General features: G+C 65.3%; 1 protein-coding gene. It reads right to left on the reverse strand.

What is annotated here, in order from left to right; all coding sequences use genetic code 11:
• Positions 1–25: 25 nt before the first annotated feature.
• The gene (locus tag Verru16B_RS03840; RefSeq protein ID WP_083270082.1) at positions 26–26,854 is read right to left on the reverse strand and encodes an LEPR-XLL domain-containing protein; all 26,829 of its coding nucleotides are present in this window, start codon (positions 26,852–26,854) and stop codon (positions 26–28) included.
• Positions 26,855–26,914 lie beyond the last annotated feature (60 nt).

Consider the following 26,914-nt stretch of genomic DNA (forward strand, 5'->3'; position numbering starts at 1 on the left):
CGCTCTGCAAGCCGGCGGAACCGCCTCAGTTGGCCGGCGGGGCCTCGTCGGCCGGGGGCTCGGCGGGGGCCTCCGGCTCCTCGGTCGCGGGGGTGCCGGCCTCAGGCGTGGGCTCAACCGGCGGGGTTTCGCCCTGGGGGGCGGGGGGATTGTTGTCGGCGGGCGGTGTCGACTCGGCCGGGTTCGGCTCGCTCGGCTCCGTCTCGTCGGCCGGGGTCTCCGGGGTCGAGGGGATCTCGGTGGTGGGGATCTCCGGCAGGGCCTCGCCCGCCGGCGGGGTCACGCTCTCATCATTGAGCAGCTCGGCAAAAGAGGTGGAGGGACCAACCAGGTTGGACGGACGGCCATAGTCGGTCGAGGTGAAGACGCCGGGCACAAAGATCTGCCACTGGCTGCCGCCATTGGCGAGCACCGGGTCGCCACCCGCGCCGAGCCACATGTCGCCGCTGTCGCCGACGCCCAAGTAGAGGGGGGTGAAGAGCGCGCCGACGGACGGGGTGCCGGCCGGGAGGGAGAGCAGGGCCACCGGGAGGTTGGCAGCCATGGCCACGAAGTTGGGCAGGAGGGGATCGTCACCGACCAGCGAGGATTCGCCATCTTCGGAGTTGCCCGGATCCGCGGCGCTGCTGCCCGGCGCGGGTGGCGGCGGCTTGAGCTCATCGCTATGGGAAATGGAGTCGTCGCCGCCACCGCCGAAGATGTTGTCGTCACCCTGGCCGCCGTAGAGGTTGTCGTCGTTGCCGTTGCCCTGCAGCAAGTCGGTGCCGACCTGGCCGTGGAGGCTGTCGTCGCCCGCCTCACCGTAGATGTTATCCGACTCACCGATGTCGTCCGGCGAGGACGGGACCGTGTAGTCGAGTAGGGCAAAGCCGCGGACGATGATCCGCATGGTGCCGGCCGCGTCGTAGGCGAAGGTCAGGAAGGCGCCGATGGAGACCCCGTTCAGGCCGACCAGGCGGAGGATGTCGGCGTTGTCGCCCAGGATCACATCGGCATCGCGGGCGCGGCCGTCGAGCGAGGCGTCGCCCATGTCCTCGAAGGCGGCGGCGGTGCCGTTGCCGCCGAAGATGGTGTCGGCGCCGTCCGGCCGGAGGTTGCGGTTGTTCAGGCCGTACATCGAGGAGCTGCCGCCCACGATGTCGTCCTGGCCGAGGCCGCCAAAGATCAGGTCATCGCCGCCGTTACCCTCGATGTAATCGTCGGCATCGGTGGCGGCGCCGGCCCACGGGCTGGTGGTGAAGAGGGCGAGCGCGGCGGCGCGGGCCGCGGCGCGATCGAGGGTGCCATCGGCGGCGGCGGCCGCGGCGAAGGTGGCGTCGCCGTGGATGAAGTCATCACCCAGCTGGCCGAAGAGCATGTCGCCGCCAGCGCCACCCACGAGCTGATCGGCGCCGTGGAGGCCGGCGGCCGTGTCAAAGGCGTGGTCGAGAATGAGCACGGCGCGTTCCTGGATGCCGGTCGGCCAGGATTGCGGGGTGTCGGTCACGAGGAAGTTGCCGCGGTCGTCGAAGAGGGCGGTGCCGGCCAGGGCGCGGGCGCGCGGGCTGACGTTGCTGCCGGTGCGAAGGATCGAGGCGTTGTCGCCGGCGACCACATCGAAGCCGGCGCCCGCGTCGATCAGGTCGTCGCCATCCTGGCCGAGGGTCACATTGTGGCCGCCGATCAGGTCATCATCGCCGTCGCCGCCGAGGAGGATGTCGTCACCCTGCTGGCCGAAGACGATGTCGTCACCCGCGTCGGCGAAGACCACGTCATCCCCCGCCACGCTGCGGCCGTCGGCCCCCGTGTTCTGGGTGGAGATGGCGGTGAAGGTGAAGGGATCGAGCGGCTGGGCGAGCGGCAGGAGGGCGAGGTCAATCGCGCCGGCGACCCGGACATGGTCACCAAAGATCAGGTCGTTGCCCGCGCCGCCGTGGAGGGTGTCGCCCGCGGTGCCGCCGATGATCAGGTCCTGGCCCGTGCCGGTGAAGATCAGGTCCACGCCGCCATCGGCGAAGGCCGTGGACTCGACGAGGGTCAGCGCGCCGAGCTCCTGGATGATGAGGGCATGGTCGCCCACGACCACGTTGTTGCCGTTGCCGGCGTCGATCCAGTCGGCGCCCGTGCCCGCCACGATGCGGTCGTCGCCGCCGCCGGTCGTGATCGTGTCGGCTCCGCCGATTTCCGGGGTGGTGGGCGTGAGCGTGGCGAACACACCGCCGAGGAAGGTGATGGTGGCCTGGTCGCCGGCCACAACGTTGTTGCCGTCGCCGGCCACGATGACGTCGCCCGCCGTGCCGCCGATGATGATGTCGTTGCCGCTGCCCGTGGTGATCGTATCAGCGCCACCAGTGGCGGGAGCCAGCACCGCGAGGTTCACCGCCACCCCACTGGTCAGGGTCAGGATGGCGTTGTCGCCGGCGATCAGGTTGTGGCCGTTGCCCGCCGTGATCGTGTCCAGGCCGTGGCCGCCGATGATGATGTCGGCGCCCTCGCCGGTGGTGATGCTATCCGCGGCACCCGCGGCGAAGTCCGTGGAGGTGATTTCCGCCAGGACTCCCGCGGCCAGCGTGATCATGCCTTCGTCGCCCAGGATAACATTGTCGCCGTCGCCGGCGGTCACCGTGTCGGTGCCGTCGCCCGCCAGGATAACGTCGCGACCGGCGCCGGTGGCGATGGTGTCGTTGTCCGAGTTTTCCGGGGTCAGGGTCTGGAAGAGCTCGGCCAGCCCGCTGCTGTACAGCGCGGTGCCGTTGTCGCCGAAGACCACATTGTCGCCGTTCCCGGCATTGATGTTGTCGAGACCAAAGCCACCGAAGACGAGGTCGTTGCCCGAGCCGGAGGTCACGGTGTCGTTGGCGCCCAGATCCTCCGCCAGAGAGAGGGCCTCGGCCAGGCGGCCGGCGCTATCGTAGGTCAGTTCGCCTTCGTCGGCAAAGATCGTGTTGTTGCCATCGCCGGCCGCGACCACGTCGACGCCCGCACCCGCCAGGATCGTGTCGTTGCCCGAACCGGTGGTGATCGTGTCGTTGTTGGCGTCCTCCGGGGCGAAGCTGCCGAAGTACACCGGCACCGTGGCCAGCCACTCCGCCTCGCCGTTATCACCGAAGACCAGGTTGTCGCCGTCCCCGGCGTTGATCGTGTCCGTGTCCGTGCCACCGAAGACGATGTCATCCCCGGAGCCGGCCGTGACCGTGTCCGCGGCCCCCTGGTCGGATTCCAGCGTCGTGGCCAGCTCAAGGTTGCCATCGGCATCGTAAGTGAGCTCGCCCTCGTCGGCGAAGACCGTGTTGTCGCCGTCGCCAGCCGTGACCTCGTCGGCGCCTGCGCCGGCCAGGATGATATCGCGGCCGGAACCGGTGCGGATGACGTCGTCGTTGGCCGAGGCGTAATCGTAGGTGCCGAAGTAAACCGGAACGCCGGCCAGCCACTCGGCCTCGCCGTTGTCGCCGAAGACCAGGTTGTCGCCGTCGCCGGCATCGATGTTGTCTGCGTCCGTGCCACCGAAGACGATGTCGTTGCCGGAACCGGTGGTGACCTCGTCGACCGCGCCCTGGTCGGAATCCAGCGTGGTGGCCAGCTCAAGGATGCCGTCGGCGTCGTAAGTGAGTTCGCCCTCGTCGGCGAAGACCGTGTTGTCGCCGTTGCTCGCATCGACAATGTCGGCGCCCGCACCGGCGAGGATGACGTCATCGCCCTCGCCCGTCGTGATGACGTCGTCGGCCGAGTTCTCGGTCGAGAAGGTGGTGAAGTGGACCGGCACGCCCGCCAGCCAGGTAGCCTCGCCGTTGTCACCGAAGATGAGGTTGTCGCCATCGCCGGCCGTGATCTCGTCCTCGGCCTTGCCGCCGACCACGATATCGTCGCCCGCGCCGCTGGTGACCGTGTCGGTGCCGCCGGAAGTCTCATCCAGCGAGAGCAGGTGCTCCAGGATGCCGTCGGCGTCGTACTCCAGCTCGCCCTCGTCGGCGAAGATCGTGTTGTCACCGTTGCCCGCCGCGACCTCGTCGGCGCCCGCGCCGGCCAGGATGATGTCGTCGCCCTCGCCCGTCGTGATGACGTCGTCGGCCGAGTTCTCGGTCGAGAAGGTGGTGAAGTGGACCGGCACGGTGACCAGCCAGGTGGCCTCGCCGTTATCGCCGAAGACCAGGTTGTCGCCGTCGCCCGCGGTGATGGTGTCGGCATCTCTGCCGCCGACCACGATATCCCGGCCGGCGCCACTGGTGATCGTGTCACCCGCACCCTCGGACGGGGCCAGGCTCCGGACGAGGTTGAGGTCGCCGACGGAGGAGAAGGTCACCTCGCCGTGGTCGCCGAGGATGACGTTGTCGCCCTCGCCGGCGGTGAGCGTGTCGGCGCCGAGGCCGCCGATGATGAAATCATTGCCGGTACCGGTGGTGACGGTGTCGTCGCCGCCGATGGCGAAGTCGGTCGAGACCGCCGACCGGAGGTCGCCCTCGACAAAGTCGAGCGTGCCATGGTCGCCAATCACCAGGTTGTTGCCATTGCCCGCGGTGATCGTGTCCGTGGCCGCCCCGCCGATGATGAGATCGTCACCGGCACCCGTCGAGATGGTGTCATTGGCGCCGTAGGTCGCCTCCAGGCTGCGCGCCAGGTCGTAACGGCCGGCCGCGGTATAGATCACCTCGCCGTGGTCACCGAGGACGACGTTGTCACCCTCGCCGGCGGTGAGCGTGTCGATGCCCAGGCCACCGATGATGAAGTCGTCGCCGGCACCCGTGGTGATGGCGTCGCCGCCGCCGATGGCGAAGTCGGTCGAGACCGCCGACCGGAGGTCACCCTCGACGAAGTCGAGCGTGCCGTGGTCGCCGATCACCAGGTTGTTGCCATCGCCCGCGGCGATCGTGTCCGTGGCGGCGCCACCGATGATGAGGTCGTTGCCCGAACCGGTCGTGATGGTGTCATTGGCCCCGAAGGTCGCCTGGAGGCTGCGCGCCAGGTCGTACCGGCCGCTGGCGGTATAGTAGACCTCGCCATGGTCGCCCAGGACCACGTTGTCCCCCGCGCCGGCGGTCAGCGTGTCCGTGCCCAGGCCGCCGATGATGAAGTCGACCCCGGCGCCCGCGGTGATGGTGTCGTTGCCGCCGACGGCGAAGTCGGTCGAGACCGCCGAGCGGAGGAGGCCCTCGTCAAAGTCGAGCGTGCCATGGTCGCCGATCACCAGGTTGGCGCCGTCACCCGCGGTGATGTCATCGCCGGCCGCGCCGCCCAGGATCAGGTCGTTGCCGGCCCCGGTCGTGATGGAGTCGGCGGCACCGGCGGAGGCCTCAAGGGTCCGCGCCAGGTCGTACTTGCCGGCGGCCGTGTAGGTAACCTCGCCATGGTCGCCGAGGACGACGTTGTCCCCGGTCCCGGCGGTGAGGGTGTCGGAACCGAAGCCACCGATGATGAAGTCGACGCCGGTGCCCGCGGTGATGATGTCGTTCCCGCCGATGGCGAAGTCGGTCGAGATCGCCGAGCGGAGGAGACCCTCGTCGAAGTCGAGCGTGCCATGGTCACCGATCGCCAGGTTGGCGCCGTTGCCCGCGGTGATGTTATCGCCGCCCGCGCCGCCCAGGATCAGGTCGTTGCCGGCCCCGGTCGTGATGGTGTCGGCAGCACCGATGCTCGCCTGCAAGGTGCGCGCCAGGTCGTACTTGCCGGCGGCGGTGTAGGTGACCTCGCCATGGTCGCCCAGCACCACGTTGACGCCCTCACCGGCGGTGAGCGTGTCGGAACCAAGGCCGCCGATGATGAAGTCGTCGCCCGCGCCGGTGGTGATGTCGTCGTCCCCGCCGATCGTGAAGTCCGAGGAAATCGCCGAGCGCAGGAGACCCGCGTCGAAATCGAGCGTGCCGTGGTCGCCAAGGACCAGGTTGTTACCGTCACCCGCCGTGATGGTGTCACCGGCTGCGCCGCCCAGGATCAGGTCGTTGCCCGCTCCGGCCGTGATGGTGTCGGCGGCACCGGCCGTCGCCTCAAGGGTCCGCGCCAGGTCATACTCGCCGGCGGTCGTGTAGGTGACCTCACCATGATCGCCGAGCACCACGTTGTCGCCCTCGCCGGCGGTGATGGTATCCGTACCCAGGCCGCCGATGATGAAGTCGTCGCCGGCACCCGCGGTGATGGTGTCGTTGCCGCCAATCGCAAAGTCGGAGGAAAGCGCCGAGCGCAGGAGACCCGCGTCGAAGTCGAGCGTGCCATGGTCGCCGAGCACCAGGTTGTTCCCGGCACCGGCGGTGATGGCGTCGTTGCCCGCGCCACCCAGGATCAAGTCATTGCCGGCCCCGGTCGTGATGGTGTCGGCAGCGCCGGCGGAGGCCTCAAGGGTACGCGCCAGGTCGTACGCGCCGGCGGCGGTATAAGTGACCTCGCCATGGTCGCCCAGCACCACGTTGACGCCCTCACCGGCGGCGAGCGTGTCGGAACCGAGGCCGCCGATGATGAAGTCGTTGCCGGCACCCGTGGTAATCTCGTCGTCCCCGCCAATCGTGAAGTCGGAGGAAATGGCCGAGCGCAGCAGGCCGGCGTCGAAGTCGAACGTGCCATGGTCGCCGATCACCAGATTGGCGCCGGCGCCCGCGGTGATCTCGTCGCCGCCCGCGCCGCCCAGGATCAGGTCGTTGCCGGACCCGGTGGTGATGGTGTCGGCGGCACCGGCCGAGGCCTCAAGGGTCCGCGCCAGATCATAAGCGCCGGCGGCCGTATAAGTGACTTCGCCATGATCGCCGAGCACCACGTTGACACCCTCGCCGGCGGTGAGCGTGTCGGAACCGAGGCCACCGATGATGAAGTCGTCACCGGCACCCGCGGTGATGGTATCGTCGCCGCCGATCGTGAAGTCGGAGGAAAGGGCGCTGCGGAGGACCCCGGCGATGAAGTCGAGCGTGCCGATGTCGCCGATGATCAGGTTGTCGCCCTCGCCCGCGGTGATCTCGTCGCCGGCCGCGCCGCCGATGATCAGGTCGTCGCCGGCGCCCGCCGTGATGATATCACTGTCGCCGTCGGCCGGGGCGAGACTGCGGGCCAGGTCGTAGCCACCGTCGCTGGCGATGATGATCTCGCCGCTGTCGCCGAGGACCAGGTTGTCACCCTCGCCGGCCTCGATGATGTCCGCCGCCAGACCGCCGACGATGATGTCGTCGCCGCTGCCCGCCGTGATGAGATCGGCTCCGCCGACCGTCATGTCGAGCGAGGTCACCGTGATGGCATCACCCGTGCCGCGTTCAATTTGACCGTGGTCGCCGAGGATCACCGCAAAGCCGTCGCCGGCCTCGATGATGTCGTCGGCGTCGCCGCCGAGGATCCAGTGCGTGCCGGAGCCGGTGACAATCAGATCGAAGGAGCCGGTGGTGGCGTCCAGCGTGGTCGCGTCAACCAGCGTGGTGCCGGTGACGTTGACCCGGCCCTGATCGCCCACGAGGACGTTGGTGCCGCCGAGGGTGGTGATGCTGTCGGCGCCGAAGCCGCCGATGACGATGTTGTAGCCGTCGCCGGCCTCGATCAGGTCGCTGTCGCCGGTGCTGGTGGTCGAGGCCACCTGGCTCAGGATCCCCGCCGTGAAGGTGATCGTGCCGTGGTCGCCCAGGACCACGTTGGTGCCGTCGCCCGGGGTCAGGAGATCGCCGGCAATGAGGGTATCGGCCGCGCCGCCACCAAGGAGGTAATCCGTGCCGGTGCCGGCACCGCCGATGATCAGGTCGAGGTAATCGCCGGAGGAGGATTCGATGACAGTGAAGAGGAAGGAGGCGGTCTCGATGCGGCCTTCGTCACCGAGGACGACGTTGTCGCCTTCCCCGGCGTTGACGCCATCGGCACCCGCGCCGGCGATGATCAGGTCGGCGCCGAAGCCGCCGGTGATGAGGTCGTCGCCGCCGATGTCGAGGTCGCCGGAGGTGACCCGGGTCGTGGTAAGGACGGAGCCGTTGAGCGCGCGGAGGATCGCGCCATGGTCGCCGAGTACGGTGTTGGCGCCCTCGCTGAACGCGAACGGACCGACGCCGACGGTGAGCTGGTCGTGGCCGCCACCGCCGAGCACCACGTCGCTACCCGAGGCCGTGAAGATGATATCGTTGCCGTCAGCCGTGGCATCGGCGCTGACCAGGCTGGTGGCGTGGCCGGCGGTGAAGTCCACCTCGCCCTGGTCGCCGAAGGCGACGTTATCGCCCTCGCCGGCGTCGATGAAGTCGTCACCCCGGCCACCCAGGACGAAGTCATCGCCCGTGCCGGTGTAAATCTCATCCATGCCGCCGGAGGCGGAGGTTGCCTCGAGGTTGACCGTGAGGGCGCCGCTGAAGGTGGCGCTGCCGGTGTCGCCGAAGACGATATTGTCACCGTGGCCGGCGGTGATGAGGTCCGCGCCCTCGCCGCCGAGGATAGTGTCGTCGCCATCACCCGTGGTGATGATGTCGTCACCGCCGTCGGCCGGAGCGGTGGTCGCCATCGAGACCGGCAGACCGCCCTCGATGGTCACGGTGCCGGAATCGCCGAAGACGATGTTCGAACCCTCGCCGGCGTCGATCGTGTCATCGCCCATGCCACCGAGGATCACATCGAGGCCGGCTCCGGTCGTGATCTCGTCGTCATCGCCGGTGGCCTCATCGGTCGAGGTGGCGGTGATATCGTCCGTGGCGCTGTCGCGAGTCACATCGCCGTGATCACCCAGGACCACGTTATCACCATCACCCGCCGTGATCGTATCGAGACCGAGGCCGCCGATCAGGGTGTCGAGGCCCGCGCCGGTGGTGATCTCGTCGTTGCCGCCAATCGTGAAGTCGGTGGCCGTGAAGGTGAAGGCCGTGGCGGACGTGATGCTGAAGTCGCCATGGTCGCCGGCGACGGCGTTATCGCCCTCGCCCGCCGCGATGATGTCACCGGCCTCGCCGCCGAGGATGAAGTCGCGCCCGCCGAGGGTCGTGATCGTGTCCACATCGCCATCAACCGAGACCATCGAGACGGCGTCGGTGACGATGTTGGCCGCCAGGGTGAGGGTGCCATGGTCGCCGAGGACGACGTTGTCCCCTGCCCCGGCCTGAATGTTGTCAAGGCCGGTGCCACCGAGGATCAGGTCGCGGCCGCTGCCGGAGGTGATCGTGTCGCCGCCGCCACCGGTAAGGAGGGACTCGACGAGGGTGACGAGGCCATCCGTCAGCGTGACCTCGGCATGATCGCCGACCACGGTGTTGTCGCCCTCGCCGGCGGCGAGGATGTCCGCGCCGAGGCCGCCCAAGATGTAATCGGAACCGGTACCACCGGTGATGGTGTCGACGTCGCCGGTCGCCGAATCGACGGTGAAGGCGAACAGGTCGTCGCGGATGATGCCGTCGGTCAGGTCGTCCGGACCGCCGCCGCCGAGGATGGCGACCGCGTCGCCGTTGGTATCAAGGTAATGGACCCGGCCGCGGTCGCCGAAGAGGATGTCACCGCCGCTGCCACCCTCGATGGTGTCACTGCCGGCACCGCCGAAGATCACCAGCGGGAGGCTGGAGGCGGACGCGTCGACCGTGTCATCGCCATCTTCGGTGTTTAGGACGAAGAAGCCGTCAACCAGCGCGTCGAGGGTGACGGTGACGTCGTCGTCGCCCGTGTTGGTATTGAGGGTGGTGGTCGTCCGGGTGCCGGAGCGGGTGTCGGAGCCGGTCACGACGATCACATCGTCGCCGCGGCTGGTCCAGATGGTTACCCCCGGGGTGAAATCGCCGTCCGAGGCCGCGGCCTGGTAGGTGATGAGGGCCGGCGCCATGCCGCTGATGGAGTTGGCCGTGATCGTAAGGGCGGTGTCGCCCACGGTGGCCGCCTCGTCGCTGACCATGAGGAGATTACGGCCGGAGTCGGCGTAGAGGTTCAGCGTGCCGGTGATCAGGTCGAGGTGGCCGGTGAGGAAGTCGGTGCTGGTGCCGGTGGTGAGGGCGGCGGAGGAGGAGACGTAGATCCGGTCGTCGCCATCCTGGGTATTGAGGGTGGTGACCGCCGTGGTGCCCTGCACGTTGAAGACATCGTCCCCGGAGCCGAGGTCGATGTTCAGGGTCTCGATGCTGGTGTAGTCGATGCCCGCCGCCATGCCGAGGCCGCGGAGCGTGGAACCGGTCAGGGTGCCGGTGTTGCCGGCGGTGTCGTTGCGGTCGTCGACGTTCACCGTGTCGGTGCCGCCGCCGGTCAGCGTCAGGAGGGCGGAGATGTCGTTCAGGTGGCCACCGGTCGTCGGCATGTCGCTGCCAATATTGACGGTGTTGGTGTCCGTCCCGGTGTAGACGTTGGTGGCACCGGCGATGGTGCGGATGTTGGTCGTGTCGTCGCCGGCGTTCGTATAAAGGTTGGTCGTGCCGACATGCGTGCTTTCGATGCGGAAGGTGTCGCCGCCGGAGCCCAGCCGGATGTTCAGGGTCTCGATGCTGGTGTAGTCGATGCCGTTGCCCAGGCCGAGACCGGTCAGCAGGGAGGCGGTCAGATTGCCGGTGTTGCCGAGGGTGTCGCCGGTGTCGTCGACGTTCACCGTGTCGGTGCCGCCGCCGTCAAGGGTCAGCAGGTCGAGGCCGGAGATCGCGTTCACATTGCCGCCGGTGGTGGGCATCAGGCTGCCAACGTTGACGAGGTTGGTGCCGGTGCCGGTGGTGAGGTTGGTCAGGCCGGCGGTGGTCCGGATGTGGACGGTATCGTCGCCGTTGTTGGCGTTCAGGTTGGTCGTGCCGGCGTGAGTGCTCTCGATCGTGAAGGTGTCGCCGCCGGCGCCGAGGTGGAGGTTGGCGGTGGTCAGCGTACCGTAGGTGATGACGCCGGTCATGTTCAGGCCGCTCAGCACCGTGGAAGTCAGGTTACCCGTGTTGGCCAGGGTATCGCCGGTGTCGTCGACGTGGAGGATGCCGCCGTTGGCATTGCCATGGACATACAGGTTGGCGCCGATGCTGTTGACGTTGCCGCCGGTGTCACCGAGGCCAGCGTTGGTACCGACGTAGACGTTATCGACCCCGGCGCCGGTGTTGATGGTCGTCACCCCGGCAATGGTGCGCACATTGATTCGGTCGGCACCATTGTGCGAGTGCACCGTGGTCGTACCCGTGTGCGTGCTCTCGATGGTGAAGATGTCGTCGCCCGAACCGAGACTGATGTCGAGCTCCTCAATGCTGGAGTAGCTGATGCCGGAGGACATGCCCAGGCCGGTCAGGAGCGTGGAAGTCAGGTTGCCCGTAATGTTGGCGGCCGAGTCGGAAGTATCGTTCACGTTCACCGTGTCGGTGCCGCCGCCGGTCAGGGTCAGGAGGGCGGAGATGCCATTCACGTTGCCGTTGGTCGTGGGCATCGCGCTGCCGACGTTGACCGTGTTGGTGTCGGTGCCGGTGGTGACGTTGGTGGCGCCGGCAATGGTGCGGATGTTGATCGTGTCGTTGCCGGCGTTGGCGTTCAGGTTGGTCGTGCCGACGTGCGTGCTCTCGATCCGGAAGGTGTCGCCGCCCGAGCCCAGGTCGACGTTCAGGGTCTCGATGCTGGCGTAGGTGATGCCGGAGGCCATGCCCAGGCCGGTCAGGGCCGTGGCGGTCAAATTGCCGGTGTTGCCCGCCGTGTCGCCGGTGTCGTCCACGTTCAACGTGTCGGTGCCGCCGCCGGTCAGGGTGAGGAGAGCCGAGATGCTGTTCACGTTGCCACCGGTGGTGGGCATCGTGCTGCCGACGTTCACCGTGTTGGTGTCGGTGCCGGTGGTGATGTTGGTGGCGCCGGCGATGGTGCGGACGTTAATCGTGTCGTCGCCGGCGTTGGCGTTCAGGTTGGTCGTGCCGGCGTGCGAGCTCTCAATCGTGAAGGTGTCGCCGCCGGAGCCGAGGTGGAGATTGACCGTGGTCAGCGTGCCATAGGTCAGTGTGCCGGTCATGCCCAGGCCGCTCAGGACCGTGCTGGTCAGGTTGCCGGTGTTGCCGAGGGTGTCACCCGTGTCGTCGACGTGGAGGATGCCGCCGGTGGCGTCGCCATTGACGGTGAGGTTGGCGCCGATGCTGTTGACGTTGCCGCCGGTGTCACCCGCCCCGGCGTTGGTACCGACGTAGATGTTATCCGCGGCCGCCCCGGCGTTGATGGTCGTCACGCCGGCGATGGTGCGGACGTTCACGCGGTCGGCGCCGTTGTGGGTGTTCACCGTCGTGGCGCCGGTGTGGGTGGTCGCGACCGTGAGGGTGTCGGCGCCCGAGCCGAGGGAGACGTTGAGGGTGTCGACGCCGTAGTAGTTGATCCCGGCGATGCGCTGGGTGGTAGTGATGGCACCACCGGTGAGGGAGGCGGTGTCGAGGTCGAGGGTCACAGCCTCACCGGCCAGCGCGCCCTGGAAGTTGATGATGAACTCGTCGCCCACGCGCTCGGCGAAGGCGGAGCGATTGCCGTAAACGGAGCCGAGGGCCGTGCCGACGGTGCTGTCACCGTGAATGGTCGTCTGCTGCTCGGCGAAGTGGGCGCGGAAGAGGGCCCAGAGGGCGCCGGTGATGTCGTCGTCGGAGGCGTTCCAGGCCAAATCGGTCGTCCACTTGCCCTCGTAGCCGAGGCGGAAGGTACCGCCGGTGGCATCCACCCGGAAGCTGACGGCCTGGTTGACCGTGGCGAGGTCGGAGGTCATCTCGAGGCCGGTCAGGGTGGTGCGGGTGAGCAGACCCGTGTTGCCGTCGAGGTCGCCGCGGTGGTTGACGTTGGCAACATCGGTATCGGCGCCGCCGTCCATGGTCAGGTGGGCGGCAAGGCTGGTCAGCACGCCGGTCGCATCGGTGGCGGAACCCACGTTAAAGGTATCGTCGCCGGCGCCGCCGAGGAGGATGGTGTGGCCGGAAATAGTCCGGACATTGATGGTGTCACCGCCGCCCCCGGCGTCCAGGACCGTGCGGCCGGGCCCGGTGTTCTCGATGGTAAAGGTGTCGGCGCCCGAGCCCAGGTTGATCACGAACTCATCGAGATCGGAATAGTCCACATAACCCTCGCCGCCACCGCTGGCGGTCATGCCGAGGCCGGAAAGGCGGGTCGCCGTAAGCGTACCGGTATTGGTGACCGTGCTGCCCTCATTGCGGACCCAGAGACGGTCGATCGTCAGGTCCTCGTCCACCAGAAGGTTCACGTTGCCAACGTCGGGGAGCGGGCCGGTGTCTTCGCCCGGCAGGCCGATGCCGGCCTCAAGCGGCGGAACGCCATCGCCGACGCCGCCGACGATGGTGATAAAGGAGTCGATCGCAGTCAGCTCGTAGACCGGCGTGAAGGTCACGGTGTCAAGGATCGGGTCGCCGCTGCCATCGACTTCCGCCTCACCGCTGCTATTAACGCGAATGACCTGGACCGGGTCCGGCGCCCCGCCGAGGTGGATGGTGTCGGAACCGAGGCCGCCGACCACCTCGACCTCGAGGCCGAGGGGCGCGCCGAGGATCCAGATGTTGTCGTTGCCCTCGGCGGCGTAGATCGCGAGGCGCTCGATGTTCGTGAAGGTCACGTTCAGGCCCATGCCGTAAATGCCGGTGGGCGTGAGGATGATGGTGTCGGAGAACTCCGTGGCGATGGCCACGATCGTGTCGGTGCCACTGCCGCCATCGATCCTGACCGGCGCGTTGACGGCGTAGCTGACGTTGTTGGCACCGCCGCCGGTGGAGACATTAGTGGCGCCGCGCTGAGGGTCGTAGCCCTCCGGACCCTCGGAGGAGCCGGCCAAGGCGAAGGCGCGGATGGTAAAGGTGTCGTTGCCGTCGCCGCCGTCGAGTTCGAGGACCGCGCGGTTGTGGAAGATGACAAAATAGTCTTCGCCCGTGCCGCCGACGATCGTGAGCTTCTTGCTCACGCCGTGGCTGAGCAGGCCACGCGTGGTGGCCAGGAGGTCACCGGTCTCAAAGCCTTCGCCGGTGAAGCTGTTGCCGAAGACCTGGCCGATCCGGTAGAGGTCGCCGTCGTTGCCACCGTTGATGACGGTGATCGCGCTGTTGTCGTCGATGGCAAAGTCGTTGTCGCCGGCCAGCGCGTTGATCGTGAGCGTGCCGTTGATGTAGTTGGTCAGCGTGCTGCTGATGAACTCGTTGTAGTTGACGCGTTCGTAGGAGGACAGCTGGTTGTCGTCGACGTCGTACTGGAGCAGCACCACGAAGTGCTTACGGAGCAGGAAGGTGTCGGACCCCGGCGTGCCGTTCATGGTCAGGTTGTTCGTGCCGGCCGTGCCGGTGTCGCGGACATTGATCAGGGACGAGCCGGCGCCGGAGAACCAGATATGGAAGTGATCGCTGTCCTCGTTGCCGTCCAGGTTCAGGGTGGCGCCGATGGGGTTGGTGCCGACGGCATGGTCGGAATTGACGGTGATGGTATCATCACCCGCGTTGCCGTCGACGTTGGTCAGCGTGGAGGTGCTGACAATGTCCAAGGTGTCGTCGCCAGCGCCGAGCTCGAGATTCAGGGTCTCGATGCTGGAGTAGCTGATGCCCGCGGTCATGCCCAGGCCGGTCAGAGCCGTGGCGGTCAGGGTGCCGGTGTTGCCGGCGAGGTCGCCGGTATCGTCGACATTCAGTGTGTCCGTGCCGCCACCGGTCAGAGTCAGGAGGCCGGCTAGGCTGTTCAGGTTGCCGCCGGTGGTCGGCATCGTGCTGCCCACGTTGATGGTATTGGTGTTGGCGCCGGTATTGACGTTGGTGGCACCCGTGGTGGCCTGGACGTTGATGGTGTCGTTGCCGCCGTTGGTATTAAGGTTGGTCGTGCCGGCGTGCGTGCTGGCGATGGTGAAGGTGTCGCCGCCGGATCCGAGGTGGATATTGACCGTGGTCAGCGTACCGTAGGTCAGCGTGCCGGTCATGCCAAGGTTGCTCAGCACCGTGTCCGTGAGGTTGCCGGTGTTGCCGGCCGAATCGCCGGTGTCGTCCACATGCAGCGTGCCACCGTTCGCATCGCCGTTGACCGTGAGGTTGGCGCCAATGCTGTTGACGTTGCCGCCGGTGTCGCCGTTGCCGGCGTTCGTGCCGACATAGAAGTTGTCTGCCCCGGCCCCGCCGTTGAGGGTCGTCACGCCGGCGATGGTGCGCAGGTTGATGCGGTCGGCGCCGCCGCCGCTGTTGACCGTCGTCGTGCCGACGTGGGTGCTGATGATGGTGAAGGTGTCGTCGCCGGAGCCGAAGGTGAGGCCGAGGGTCTCAATGCTGCTGTAGGTGATGCCGCCGGCCATGCCCAGGCCGGTGATCGTCGTGCCGGTGAGCTGGCCGTCGGTCTTGGCGCCGCTGCCGGAGTCATTGAGGTTCACCGAGTCGGTGCCGCCGCCGTTGATCGTCAAGGCGCCATCAAGATTGTCGACCACGGCGCTGGAGTTGCCGAGATTGACGGTGTTGGTGCCGGTGCCGGTGTTGACCGTGGTGGCGGCGCTCAGCGCCCGCAGGTTAAAGATGTCGTCGTCCGCGTCGCCGTTCAGGGTCAGGGCGGCGGTGGACGCGGTGATGGTGACGGTGTCGTTGCCCGCACCGCCACTGAGGGTGAGCGAGGCGGAGTTGCCGTTGGCGGTGAAGGTGTCGGCGCCGGCGTCACCGTAGATGCTCGTGGCGACCGCGGTGCTGTTGATGGTGATGGCGTCGTCGTTGTCACCGGCGTTGAGCGTGAGGGTCTCGATGCCGGAATAGTTCACCACCTGGCTGCTGCGGCTGACGCTGCTGCTGGTGACGGTAAGCGTGTCGGCGCTGGTGGTGCCGTTGATGACCAGGGTGTCGGCGGCGCCGGCGGTGTCGGCCACGTTGGTGATGCCGCCGGTGGTGTTAAGGTTGATGGTGTAGGCGTCGTTGCCGCCCGCGCCATCGAGGGTGGCGGTGCCGGTCCAGCTGCTGACGCTGAAGGTGTTGGCGCTGCTGCCGCCGGTGAGGGTGGCGACCTCGATGCCGGTGAGGCTGAGGGAACCGCCGGTGCTGCGGGTGAGGGCGGTGTCGCTGAGCGTGAAGTTGGCGTTGTTGCTGGCGATGACGGTGTCGGTGCCGCCCTTGCCGTCGATGGAACCGCCGTTCGTCCAGCCCGAGATCGTGAACGAGTTGTCGTCCTCGTTGCCATAGAGTTCGGCGACCTGCATGCCACTGAGCGTGATCGTGACACCGCTCTCGATGATCGCGGTGTTGGTCAGCGTCAGGCTGGTCGCGGTCGTGGCGCGGATGGTGCCGGTGCTGCCCGAACCATTGAAGGTGGCGGTGCCAGTCCACGGATTCGGGTCGATGTCGGAATCCGTCCCGGAACCACCCAGGCTGGTGGTCTCGAAGACGGCATTCGCGGCACCGTCAAGCACGACGTTCTTGATGGAGTCGTTATCAAAAGTGAGGGTTTGGCTGTTGGCGCCGTCACCGTAAGTCAGGCTGCCATCGGTGAGGACATACTCGGTATAGCCCGGGGCCCGCACCGTCGTGTTGCCGTTAGCATGATCCTTGATCCGGCCCTCACCGTCGCCGGCATAGTAGGTGCCGCCGGCCGCGCCAAACTCGACCCAGTCGTCATTGGTGCCACCGTAGACGAGGGCGGTGCCGGAACCGACGATGAAGTGGTTCTTGCCGGAGACCGCCTTGCCGACGTTGATATCGACCGGAAGGTTCAGCGCCGGATCGACCTTGATATAGGTGTTCGAGGCGGCGGTGTCGGTGGCGACGATCTTGGTGACGTTGTCGAACTCCTTGGTGAAGCCCAGGGCATCGACCGTGACCTTCTTGCCCGTGGAGGTGCCGTTGCCAGCCGAGGTCAAGTTATAGCTCTCATCCGTGGCCGCCCCGTAGGCGGCACCGCGCAGGTAGGCATCGGCGCCGACGTTGAGATAGAGCGTGTTGCCCACCATGCGGGCGAGGTCCGGCGGCGGCGGGGGCGCGGGCACGGCCCCGCGCGTGCCGAAGGTCTTGCTCCAGGTGCCGCCGATGACGAGAGCGGGCACATTGATCCGGTAGGTTTTCCACGGGGTCCAGATCTTGATCGTGAACGCGGGCGTGATCTGGAGGCTGATGTAGACCGAGAGGCTGACGGTCCCATCGCTGGCGAAAGTGAAGTTGCCGCCGGCGCTGAGCTTGATGCCGAAGGCGCCGAAGGTGGCGCTGATGCTGCCGGAAACGGTGGCGACGCCGCTGAAGCTCTTGCTAAAGGAAACGGACACCGTGCCGGCGAAGCCGAAGATGTCGGGATTGAGGAACGTGACGCTGGCGGTGGCGGTGAAGCTGAACTCGCTGGAGCCGTCGGTCAGGATGGTCAGGTTGCCGTAGAAATTCAGGCTGAAGAACCCGAAGAAATCGAGGCTGAGCGGGCTGCCCGAGGGGATGACGATGCTGAACCCCGTAGAGGAGATGGAGATGGTGAGGGAGCCAGACGCCAGGGTGAACCCCATGATGTTGGCGGCCACGCTGGCGCCGATCGTGACCGAGTTGGCCGCGATGCCGCTGTTGGCAAAGTCGGTGGTGTTGATCTGCAAGGTGAACGTGCCGGTGAGGGACATGACGCTGGCCACCGGGCTCATCGTCACGTTGGTGTTCGTGCCCAGCCGCAACTGCAGGTTGAGCACGATACCGCGCTCGTCGCCGATCGTGCCGCCGTTGTCGGCGGTGATGATGCTCGCCGACCCGGTGACGTTGAGGCCGACGCCAAACACGCTCAGGGTGGCGTAGAGAGTAATGCTGGTGGAAGTGGGGCTGACCGTCAGGGCAAAGGTGCCACTCAGGCTGAAGGTGGAGAAGAGTTGGAGCTGCCCTGTGATGACAATCATCGTTCCGCCCGGCGCGATGGTCTGGTCGGCGAGGTTGGACAGGCCGGTCACCTCGTAGTTGGTGGACTTGGTGTTGATCGCGAAAAACAGCGTGCCACTGAAAGAGAAGCCGTAGGTCGAGCCCGCCGCGCTCTCGATCGAGAGCGTGAGCTGCGCCTGGAACCCGGTGTTGTCGCTGTCGAAGTTGCCGGTGGCGCGGAGGGTGCCGAGGAAACCGATGCTCAGCGTGGCATCGAATTCGATGTTGATGTTGGTGCCTGACTTCTGGAAATAGAAGTGGCCCGTGAAGGTGAAGGAGCCCAGCAACGTGAGCGTGCCGCTCATGTCGAGCATCACGGTGTCGGCGTCAATGGTCGCCGTGCCGGCATCGCCCGGGTCATCCTGACTGACATCGGTCGAGTTGACCTTGAGGCTGATGGTCGCGCTGTAGGTGATGTCGATCGCGGCGAGGTCGTCGTCGGATTCGAGGGTTACGACCAGGGAACCGACCGTGCCGCCCTCGTCCGTGCCGATGGTGCCGGGATTGTCCACGACGAAGAGCAGGTCCCCATCCACGTTCAGGGTGCCGAGGACCGGCAGGGTCATGATTGCGTTCACCGAGATGAGCGTCTTTTCGTTCACCCCCGAGCCGGACTTCTTGAAAATGAATTCGCCGATGAGCACCAGCTGGCTGCCGACGCTAATTGTGCCCCGCAGTTCGATCTGCACGAGATTGTCCTCAAGCACCAGTTGCTCGGTGTCGCCCAGCGTGACAAAATTTAAGGCCACTGCACGGGGCACCGTGTAGTCGGTGTCGTAGGTATTGAAGGCCAGGTAGATTTCGGCCTCGATCGCTACCCCGAGGTCCGCCTCGAGCGCGTCGAGGTCGATTTCTACCTCGAGGAGACCGACGGCACCTTCATCGGTAATTTCCAGGAAACCGTTCACCCCGATGGAGCCGAGGGCCACAAACTCAAGCTCGGCGTTAATCTGCAGCTGGACAAAGGTGTCCACCCCGCCGGAGCCGTCATCCTCCTGGGTGATGATCAGGAGGAAGTCGCCCTCGAAGGTTAGGCCGGCCGCGGCCAGGCTGCCTTCCGCCGAGATGATGTAGTAGTCCTGGGCAGTCGCGAGGTCACCCAACGTGACCGTATCATCGCTGGTCATCAGCTTGCCGTCTGGGCCCGCCGTGAGATCGAGATCGCCCTCGGCAATGGTCGGGTCGCCGCCGATCAGCGGCGCGGCCTGCGGGATGATCACCCCGAGCGGTCCGGTGTAGCCGGCGTCCCCGGTGATATACTCGGGCACCTCGATCTCCACGATCTTGCCGGTGGTGTTGATGATCAGGAAAAACTGGGCTTCAAACTCCAGGCCGGTGCCTTCCGGGAGATTGTCGGTCATCTCCATGTCCAGCCGCGCCGCAATGCCATCGTCGTTGATGCGCATGAAGCCGGTGGCGGTGAGGGCAAGAAGGGTGTTGCCGCCCGGGGCCAGCTCCACCGAAACGTCAAAGATGAGAGTGAGGCCATCCGAGTTGATCTCGATGGACACAAAACCATTCATCTTGAGGAAGGCGTCAGCCGGCTCACTGCCCGGCGCCCCGACGGAGAGATTGCCCTGCAGGGCGAGGGAGAAGGAATTGGCGCGGATATCGAACGTGGCTGTGTCGCCGTCAAAGTACTCCACCTCGACATCCTCCGCGAGATCGTCCGTGGTGTTGATTTGGAGGGTGACGGTGGCGGTCACGTCGATGCCGTAGTCCTTCAGGGTGTCGGGCTTGAAGAGCACTTCCACGGCACCGACCAGCTCGAGTTCGCCGTCATCGACGTTTTCAAAGATGGAGATGTAGCCGGCCATCTCGCCGAACTGCTCACCGAGCGGGTTGGGCGTAGGCGAGACAATGCCGACCTGGGCGTTGAACTTGAGCCGCACCCCCGTGGAGCCGATGAGGTCGACTTCCATGTCCACCGTGCCATCCACCTGGACGACCATGGCCCCACCCACGACAAACTTCACCGAGCCGCCGAACTCCAATTTGAGGGTGGCCTGCTCCGCGTCGGTGTAGTCGTCGGAATTCCACACGATGGGATTATCATCCCCGTCGAGCCGCAGTACCGCCCGGCCGGTGTCAGGGTCGATGTCACCCACCAGGGTTCGGACCTTCAGTGTCGCCTCGATTTCGAACTGCTTCGTGCCGGAGGCCGGGCCGTAGGAACCGTAGAAGGCGAAGCTGAAGTCGCCGTCACCGACGTTGGTCAGATTCGCATAAAGACCGGCGTTCAGCTTCACGCTGCCGCCGCCAAAGGTCAGGGCGCCGGCGAGCAGGATGCGGCCCTCGGTGTCGAAGCTGACGACCATCTCGCCATAGAGGGCTTCCGGCTGGGCGTAAATGGAGTAGAAGTCCGCCTTGATCGTGATGGTCATCGGCTGGCTCCACACATCGACCGACGCGCCCTCGGAATCGGGGGTCAGGGCCAGGGTCGCGGCCTTCAGGTTTTCCACCCAATCCTCCATGTCCATGGGCGCCACCGCACTATCGGGATTATTGGCGACGGTCTTGAGGGCGTCGAGGTCCACGTCGCCATCTTCCGTCTCGTAATCCTGGTCCAGCGTGTGGGCGAACTGCACACGACCGGCGAAGGCACCGAGCGTGAGGCCGGAGATGGGCTCGATCAGAATCGGGAAGGTAGCCCCCACCATCACCTCGAGAGGAACCACTTCCCCATCGATGTAGGCCAAGCCGATGCCGAACTGGACGCCGCCGCGGCCGAGCATCTCGGCCTTCACCGAGAGACCCGCAAAATAGATGGTGTCGATAATCTCGCCCAAACCGGTGTAATCGGGATCGTCCACATCGTCCCCATTCGCATCCACATCGATCATCCCGAGGACGAAACCGCCGCTGACTTCCAGGCCGAAAGCGGTCCCGCTGACGTAGAGCGCCGCGGCGTCGAAGCTCTTGATCGGGAAATCGCCCGCCACCAGGTCGCCGATATCGATGACGAGGTTCTCCACATAGCCGGAGACGGTGAAGAGGCCGGCAATTTTCGCGTCGATCGCCGCGGTGATCCGGAGGTCAAAATCATCGGGGTTCGCCCCGACATCTTCCCACTCCAGGGCGATGTGACGCAGCTTGAGCGGCATCCACGCTGGCCATTTGAAATCCAAATCGGCGGAATCGGGGGCCTCTTCACCGGTCTGGTCTACTTCGGAGACGGTTGTCACGTCGTCATCCGTGTCCATCTCACCGTCGGGGCCGGCGGTCACCGTGTTCTCCTTGAAGGTGCCGCCGAAGAAGACCTCGACTACAAACAGCTCGTCCGCATCCAAGTTCGCCAGATCTCCATCGGCCGTGACGGCAAGGTTGCGGGCGGAAACGGTGATGGGGCCGCCGAGCTCGAGGAGGTTGAGGGTGCCGGACAGCACTTCAGCGGAGAAGATCGGCTCAGCCCCGGTCGCACCGGTGTCGATCGTCACGCCCGTGGCAGTCAGCTCAAGCAGCGGATCATATTCATCCGTATCCGGGTCGTCGGCGATGCCAATGGTGATCGAGCCGCTGATGAGGACGAAGTCGTGGCGGTTGTCGCCGGTGAAGCTCAGCTCAACCACATCGTCCTCGCTTCCGGCATCGATCCCGTCGGGAATCGTGAATTCCACCTCCACATCCGCGCCCGTGTTGTTGAACTCAAGGTAGAAGTCGTCCACCGAGAGGAAGAAGGCGTCGCCCACGTCGACCGTGATGTCGCCCACCGACAGCTTGCCGGCGGAACCTTCGGGCAGGATGATGAAGTAGCCGTTGACATCCTCGATCTCGACTACGCCGAGGGTCAGTCCGCCGTCAGTCACGGCAACCTTGATGACCTCGGATTCGATGTCCGTATCCGGGTCAGTCACGGTCGCCTGCTCGAAGAAGAGAGTGCCCGTCAGCTCGACAGTCAGGCTGCCGGCCTCGATGCCGAGGACGACCGTACCTCCCAGCTGCAGGATGTTGGCGTCAAAGTCCAAGGTCACCTCGTCCGGCTCCGGGCCGGCGTCATCGCCGTCGGGCATCGTGAAGGTCTCCGCCGCAATATCCCCGGCGGTGTTCAGATTCAGGAAAAAATTGGTGACTTCGAAGGTCAGGAAGTCGAGACCATCCAGGCTCACCTCGCCAACCGACAGCTTCATGGCCAAGGTGCCGTCGTTGGTGTCCGCATCACCATCATCCACGCCCTCGTAAATCGCGAACAGGCCATCTACGTCGGAGATGAGAAGCGTGACGCCACCGGCTTCGAGTTCGATCCCGGCGTCCTGGATGCCAACCAGAATCTTGTCCGTGCCCTGCTCGAAGAAGAACCCACCCTGAATGCTCAACGAGAAGCCGCCTACCTCGAGGCCCAGCAGCACGGCACCACCGATCTGCAGGATGTCGTCGGCATAATCCATGGTGATCTCGTCGGGATCCTCGTCGCCATCGTCCCCGTCCGGCACGGTGAAGACCTCCGCATCGATGTCACCGGCGGTGTTCAATTTCAGGAAGAAGTCGGTGACCGTGAAGGTGAAGCCATCGATGCCCGTCAAAGCCACCTCGCCGATCGACAGCTGCATGGCCAGGGTGCCATCGTCGGTGTCCGCATCGCCGTCGGTGCCGTCATAAACCACAAACAGACCGTTCACCTCGGTGATGCTCAGGCCGACGTCACCCGCACCCACGGTCACACTGCCGTTCTGGATGGCGATCTTCATCTTGTCGGTGCCCTGCTCGAAGGAGAAGGAGCCGCCCAAGGTCGCGGTAAAGGATCCGACCGTCAGGGCGAGTTCCACCGTGCCACCGAGCTGGGTTAGGTTCTCGTCGAAGTCCATCGTCACCTCGTCCGGATCCGAGTCGCCGTCATCACCATCGGGCACCGTGAAGGTCTCCTCGTCGATGTCACCGGCGGTATTCAGTTTGAGGAAGAAATTGCTGACCGTGAAGGTGAGCGTGTCTTCAATGCCCGTCAGCGCGATCGACCCGATCGCCAACTGCATGGCCAGAGTGCCATCGTCGGTGTCCGGGTCCGCATCGATCCCATCGTAAAGCACGAACAGGCCGTTCACCCCCGTGATGGCCAGACCGACGTCGCCGACGCTCACGCTCATGCCGGCGTTCTGGATGGCGATCTTCATCTTGCCGGTGGTCTGCTCGAAGGAGAACGAACCATTGATGGTGGCAGTGAATGAGCCCACCGTCAGGGCCAACTCCACCGTGCCGCCCAACAGCGTGAGGTCCTCGGCATAGTCCATCGTGACCGTGTCCGGATCGCCATCTCCATCGTCGCCGTCGGGGATCGTGAACGTTTCCTGCGCAATGTCTCCGGCGGTGTTCAACTGCAGGAAGAAATTGGTGACCGTGAAGGTCAGGGCGTCGTCGATGCCGGTGAGGGCGATCGAGCCGATGGACAGTTTCATGGCCAGCGTGCCGTCGTCCGTGTCTGGGTCCGCATCGGCCCCATCATAGAGCACGAACAGGCCGTTCACATTGGTGATGGCCAGGCCAACGCCGTTCACGCCCACGCTCATGCTCGCGTTCTGAACCGCTACCTTCATCTTGCCGGCGCCCTGTTCGAAAGAGAACGAGCCCGTCAACGAGGCCGCGAATCCGCCCACGTCCAGTGACAGTGACAGAGTGCCGCCGAGGGCAAACAGGTCGTCAGTGAAGTCCAGCGCCACCACGTCGGGGTCGTTATCCAGATCACCGCCGTCAGGGAACGTGAAGTTCTCCTCCACGGCCCCGCCGGTGTTGTTCAGCTGCAGGAAGAAATTGGTGACCGTGAAGGTAAGGCCGTCGATGCCGGTCAGGCTGACTGTGGCGATGGACAATTTCATCGCGACGGTACCGTCCGCCTTGATCAGGATGCCACCCGTGATCCCGGAGGCCTCCAGCGTCAGGCTGTCCTCGCCGCCCACACTCAGGCCGAAGGAAGCCCCGCTGACCCCGATCCGGAGGGTAGAGACATCCGCCTCCTCCGCCGTGCCTTCATCGTAAGTGATGGTCGTGCTTTCGAAAGAGAAGCTGCCGCTGAGGGTGAACTCGAAGCCACCCAGCTCAACGGTCAGATTCAGCGTGCCGGCGATGGCAATGAAGTCGTGGCGGTTGGCGGCGGTGAAATCCAACTCGAAGTCGTCGGGATCACCCGCGTCATCCGGGTCGGTGTCGACGTCGCCCCGGACAATGACCGCAGCAATCTCATGACCAAAGGTGTTCACCTCAAAATTGAAATCCGTGACACTGATTTCCAAGCCAGTTACGCCCTCCAGAGTGGCCGCGCTGATCGATAGGCGGCCGGCGTAGCTGGCGACAGGCACCACGTCATCGTTCATGCCGAACAGGAAGAAACCGTCGGCATCGTCCACCACCAGCTTCAGGCCGTCCGTACCGACCGCGATCTCGAAGCTGACGTTTTCAAAACCAAACATAACCACATTCACCGCTGGATCACCACCGCCACCGTCGGCATCATACGAATACACCTCGAAGGCGAATGTGCCGGTCATATCCATCGCGAAACTGCCCCCGTTGTCGAAGGCGACTGTCATCGTGCCGTAGCCCCGGAAGAAGTTGGTTTCGTTGTCGTCGACGGTGTAGTCGAGGGTCTGGGTGACGCCACCGACCGACAGCTCCTCATTGATCACCTCGCCGGTGGTATTGAACTCAAAGGCGAAATCCGTGGCCTCAAAGGTGAAATCGGTGATGCCGTCGATGGTCAGCTCGTCGAAGGTGATCCGGCCAGCCACGCCGGAAATGTCCGCCACGGCATCATCCAGGAACAGCACAACGAAGCCGACGCCGGTCACGGAGGCGGTGATGTCTCCGACCGTCAGTTCGGCGGTGAGGCCCGATCCGCCCACCTTGACCACCTCGGCGCCATCCACGGTACCGGCAAAGAAGGCCAGGCTGGCATCGTTGAGGGCAAAGGAAGCGCCATCGGCTTCCACGCCGAAATCGATCGTGCCGCCGATGCTGACGAAGTCGGTCTGGGTGGCCCCGAAGTTGAAGGCGGCCGCCGGGCTGTCGCCCAGCCCGTCAAAGGAGACCGCCCCGGTGACCGCCCCGGTCGTGTTGATGGCGAAGGTAAAAGCGGAACCACTGAGGGTGACCCCATCAGGCAGCCCGTCGACATCCAGAGTGGTCGCCGACAACGAACCGGCGACACCGTCATCATTGATGATGAAACCACCGGAAAGGCCGGTGACCCCGATCTTGACCGAACCGGCGGTGAAGGAGGCACTGGTGCCGGAGGCCCCGCCGATGCCGACCTTGAAGACGCTGGTGTTGGGCGTGACCGCCCCGGCATCCCCGTCATGGTCATAAGAGTACTGCTCAAAGTAGAAGGTGCCGGCCACCGCCACCGCCACACCGCCGAAATCAAGGCCAAGGGTCAGGCCACCCGAGACCAGGAAGTACTTCCGCCGGTCGGCGCCGGAGAAGCTTAGCGTATTGCCGCCGGGCATCACCACGCTGGCCACATCGGCATCGGTCGTGTTGATCTCAAAAATCAGCCCGGACAGGCTCCCGAAGGTATAACCGGTCATCGCGAGGCCGCCCACCGTCGCCTTGCCGGCGAAACCCGTGCTGCGGATCAGGAAGTCGCCATCGACATCGGTGATCGCCAGACCGATGCCACCGGCGGTCACGCTGGCCGACAGGTCGGTGACAGTGAAGAGGAGATCATCCGCCTTCCAGGAAAAGGCCAGGGAACCGCTGAGGGTGGCTGAGACCGGGGCGGCGGTGATGGTGAGGGCGATGGTGGTCTCGACCGTAACGGTGGTGCCGGTGGTCGCCACGACCTTGAGGGTGCCGGTGGCACTGTTGCCCGAAACCCCGGTGGCCCCGATGATCTCAAGCGACGTGATCGCCACCTGACCGGACATGCCGGCGCTCGAAATCTGGAAGGTGTGGGTGATCGCGCCGCCGATCGTCAGCTTGGCCGTCCCGGTGCCTAGGGTAATTGTGGCGCTGGTCATGGCCAGGGTCAGGAGCTGGCCAGCCGCGGTGGCTCCATTCGTGTCTGTCACCGCAAATGTAAAATCACCCTGCAGCTTCAAGCCGGCCGAAGTAAGGGTGATATCGGCCTGGCCGGTGAAGCGGATGAAATTGGAGGCACCGTTGAAGTCCACGGAGAACGCGGTGCCACCGATCGTGGTGGACCAGGCGGTATCGCCGCCATTGTTCAACGCGGTCGCCGTGTTCACGGAAAGGATCGCATTACCGGTCCCACCGGTCCCGGTCAGGTTGGCAAAAGAAAAGGTATCGCCGGTACCGGCAGTCAGGCTGGTGATAGCGCTGATGACCATTTGGCCGGCCCCGCCACCCAGGTCATATTCACCCGGGACCCCAACACCCGGGCCGGTGTATTTGCCGCTGACCAGGAAGGCACCCTTGCTGGCCGTCAGGGTCAGGGTCGCCCCGCCGGAGGTAAAGGCGACCGTCGCCGCGGTCTCAAACCATACCCGGAAAACAAACCTGGTTCCGGTCGTATCAAAAGCCGGAGCGTTGCTGTCCGACACATCCAGGTTGCGCTCAAATTTGAAGGTGCCGGTGATCGTCAGTTCACCCAGCGAGTATTCGCCGGTGCCCGTGTCAGCCCGCTTCACCATCGTCCCGTACATCGTCACCGTGGAACCGGCACCCGTGTCGAGCAGCGTCTTGAGGGCCGTGTATTGCGTGTCTCTGGTGGACACCTGCAGACCGGCATCAACGCTCGGATCTAGCAATGCAGTAAAATTGAATCCACCGAACGGCGGATCCCAAGGATCGAGAACTTCTCCCGTAACTCCAACCGTGTAGCTAGTTACCGACTGGGGCGGGCCGTTTCCAGAGGTGAGAGTGATGACGGCAAGATCGGCGGCGCTCGGAACCTCGGGCGCGAGAGGGGCGGTCACGCTCGGGGCGGCCGCGATGGTCTCAGTCACCGGTGCGGTCTCGGATACGACCGTGACGACCTCGGTCGTGGCGGCCGGAACCGTGGTGACCGTGGTGTCCACCAGGCTATCGTCTGATGGCATGACCAGGGAATCCATGTCCCCGGAACCAGCGTTTTCCGTCAGCACTTCGGCGCTCAGGACAGGCGCGGAAGGCTCGTCAAACTTGATCAAACCGTCGCCCACCAGCCCATCACCGGACAACAGCATGCGCTGCTCCAGGGGCTCCAACATGAATTCTCTTTGACGAAAAACGGACATCTAAAGGTCGTGGCGTGGGCGTGGTTTTTGGACCCGGCGATAAACATCGCATTTACCGAA

This window comes from Lacunisphaera limnophila, from assembly GCF_001746835.1.
GTDB classification, from domain to species: domain Bacteria; phylum Verrucomicrobiota; class Verrucomicrobiia; order Opitutales; family Opitutaceae; genus Lacunisphaera; species Lacunisphaera limnophila.

What these genes read in the sequence shown, in the direction of transcription:
- Verru16B_RS03840 (WP_083270082.1), bottom strand. Translation starts at nt 26,854, where the DNA reads ATGTCCGTTTTTCGTCAAAGAGAATTCATGTTGGAGCCCCTGGAGCAG.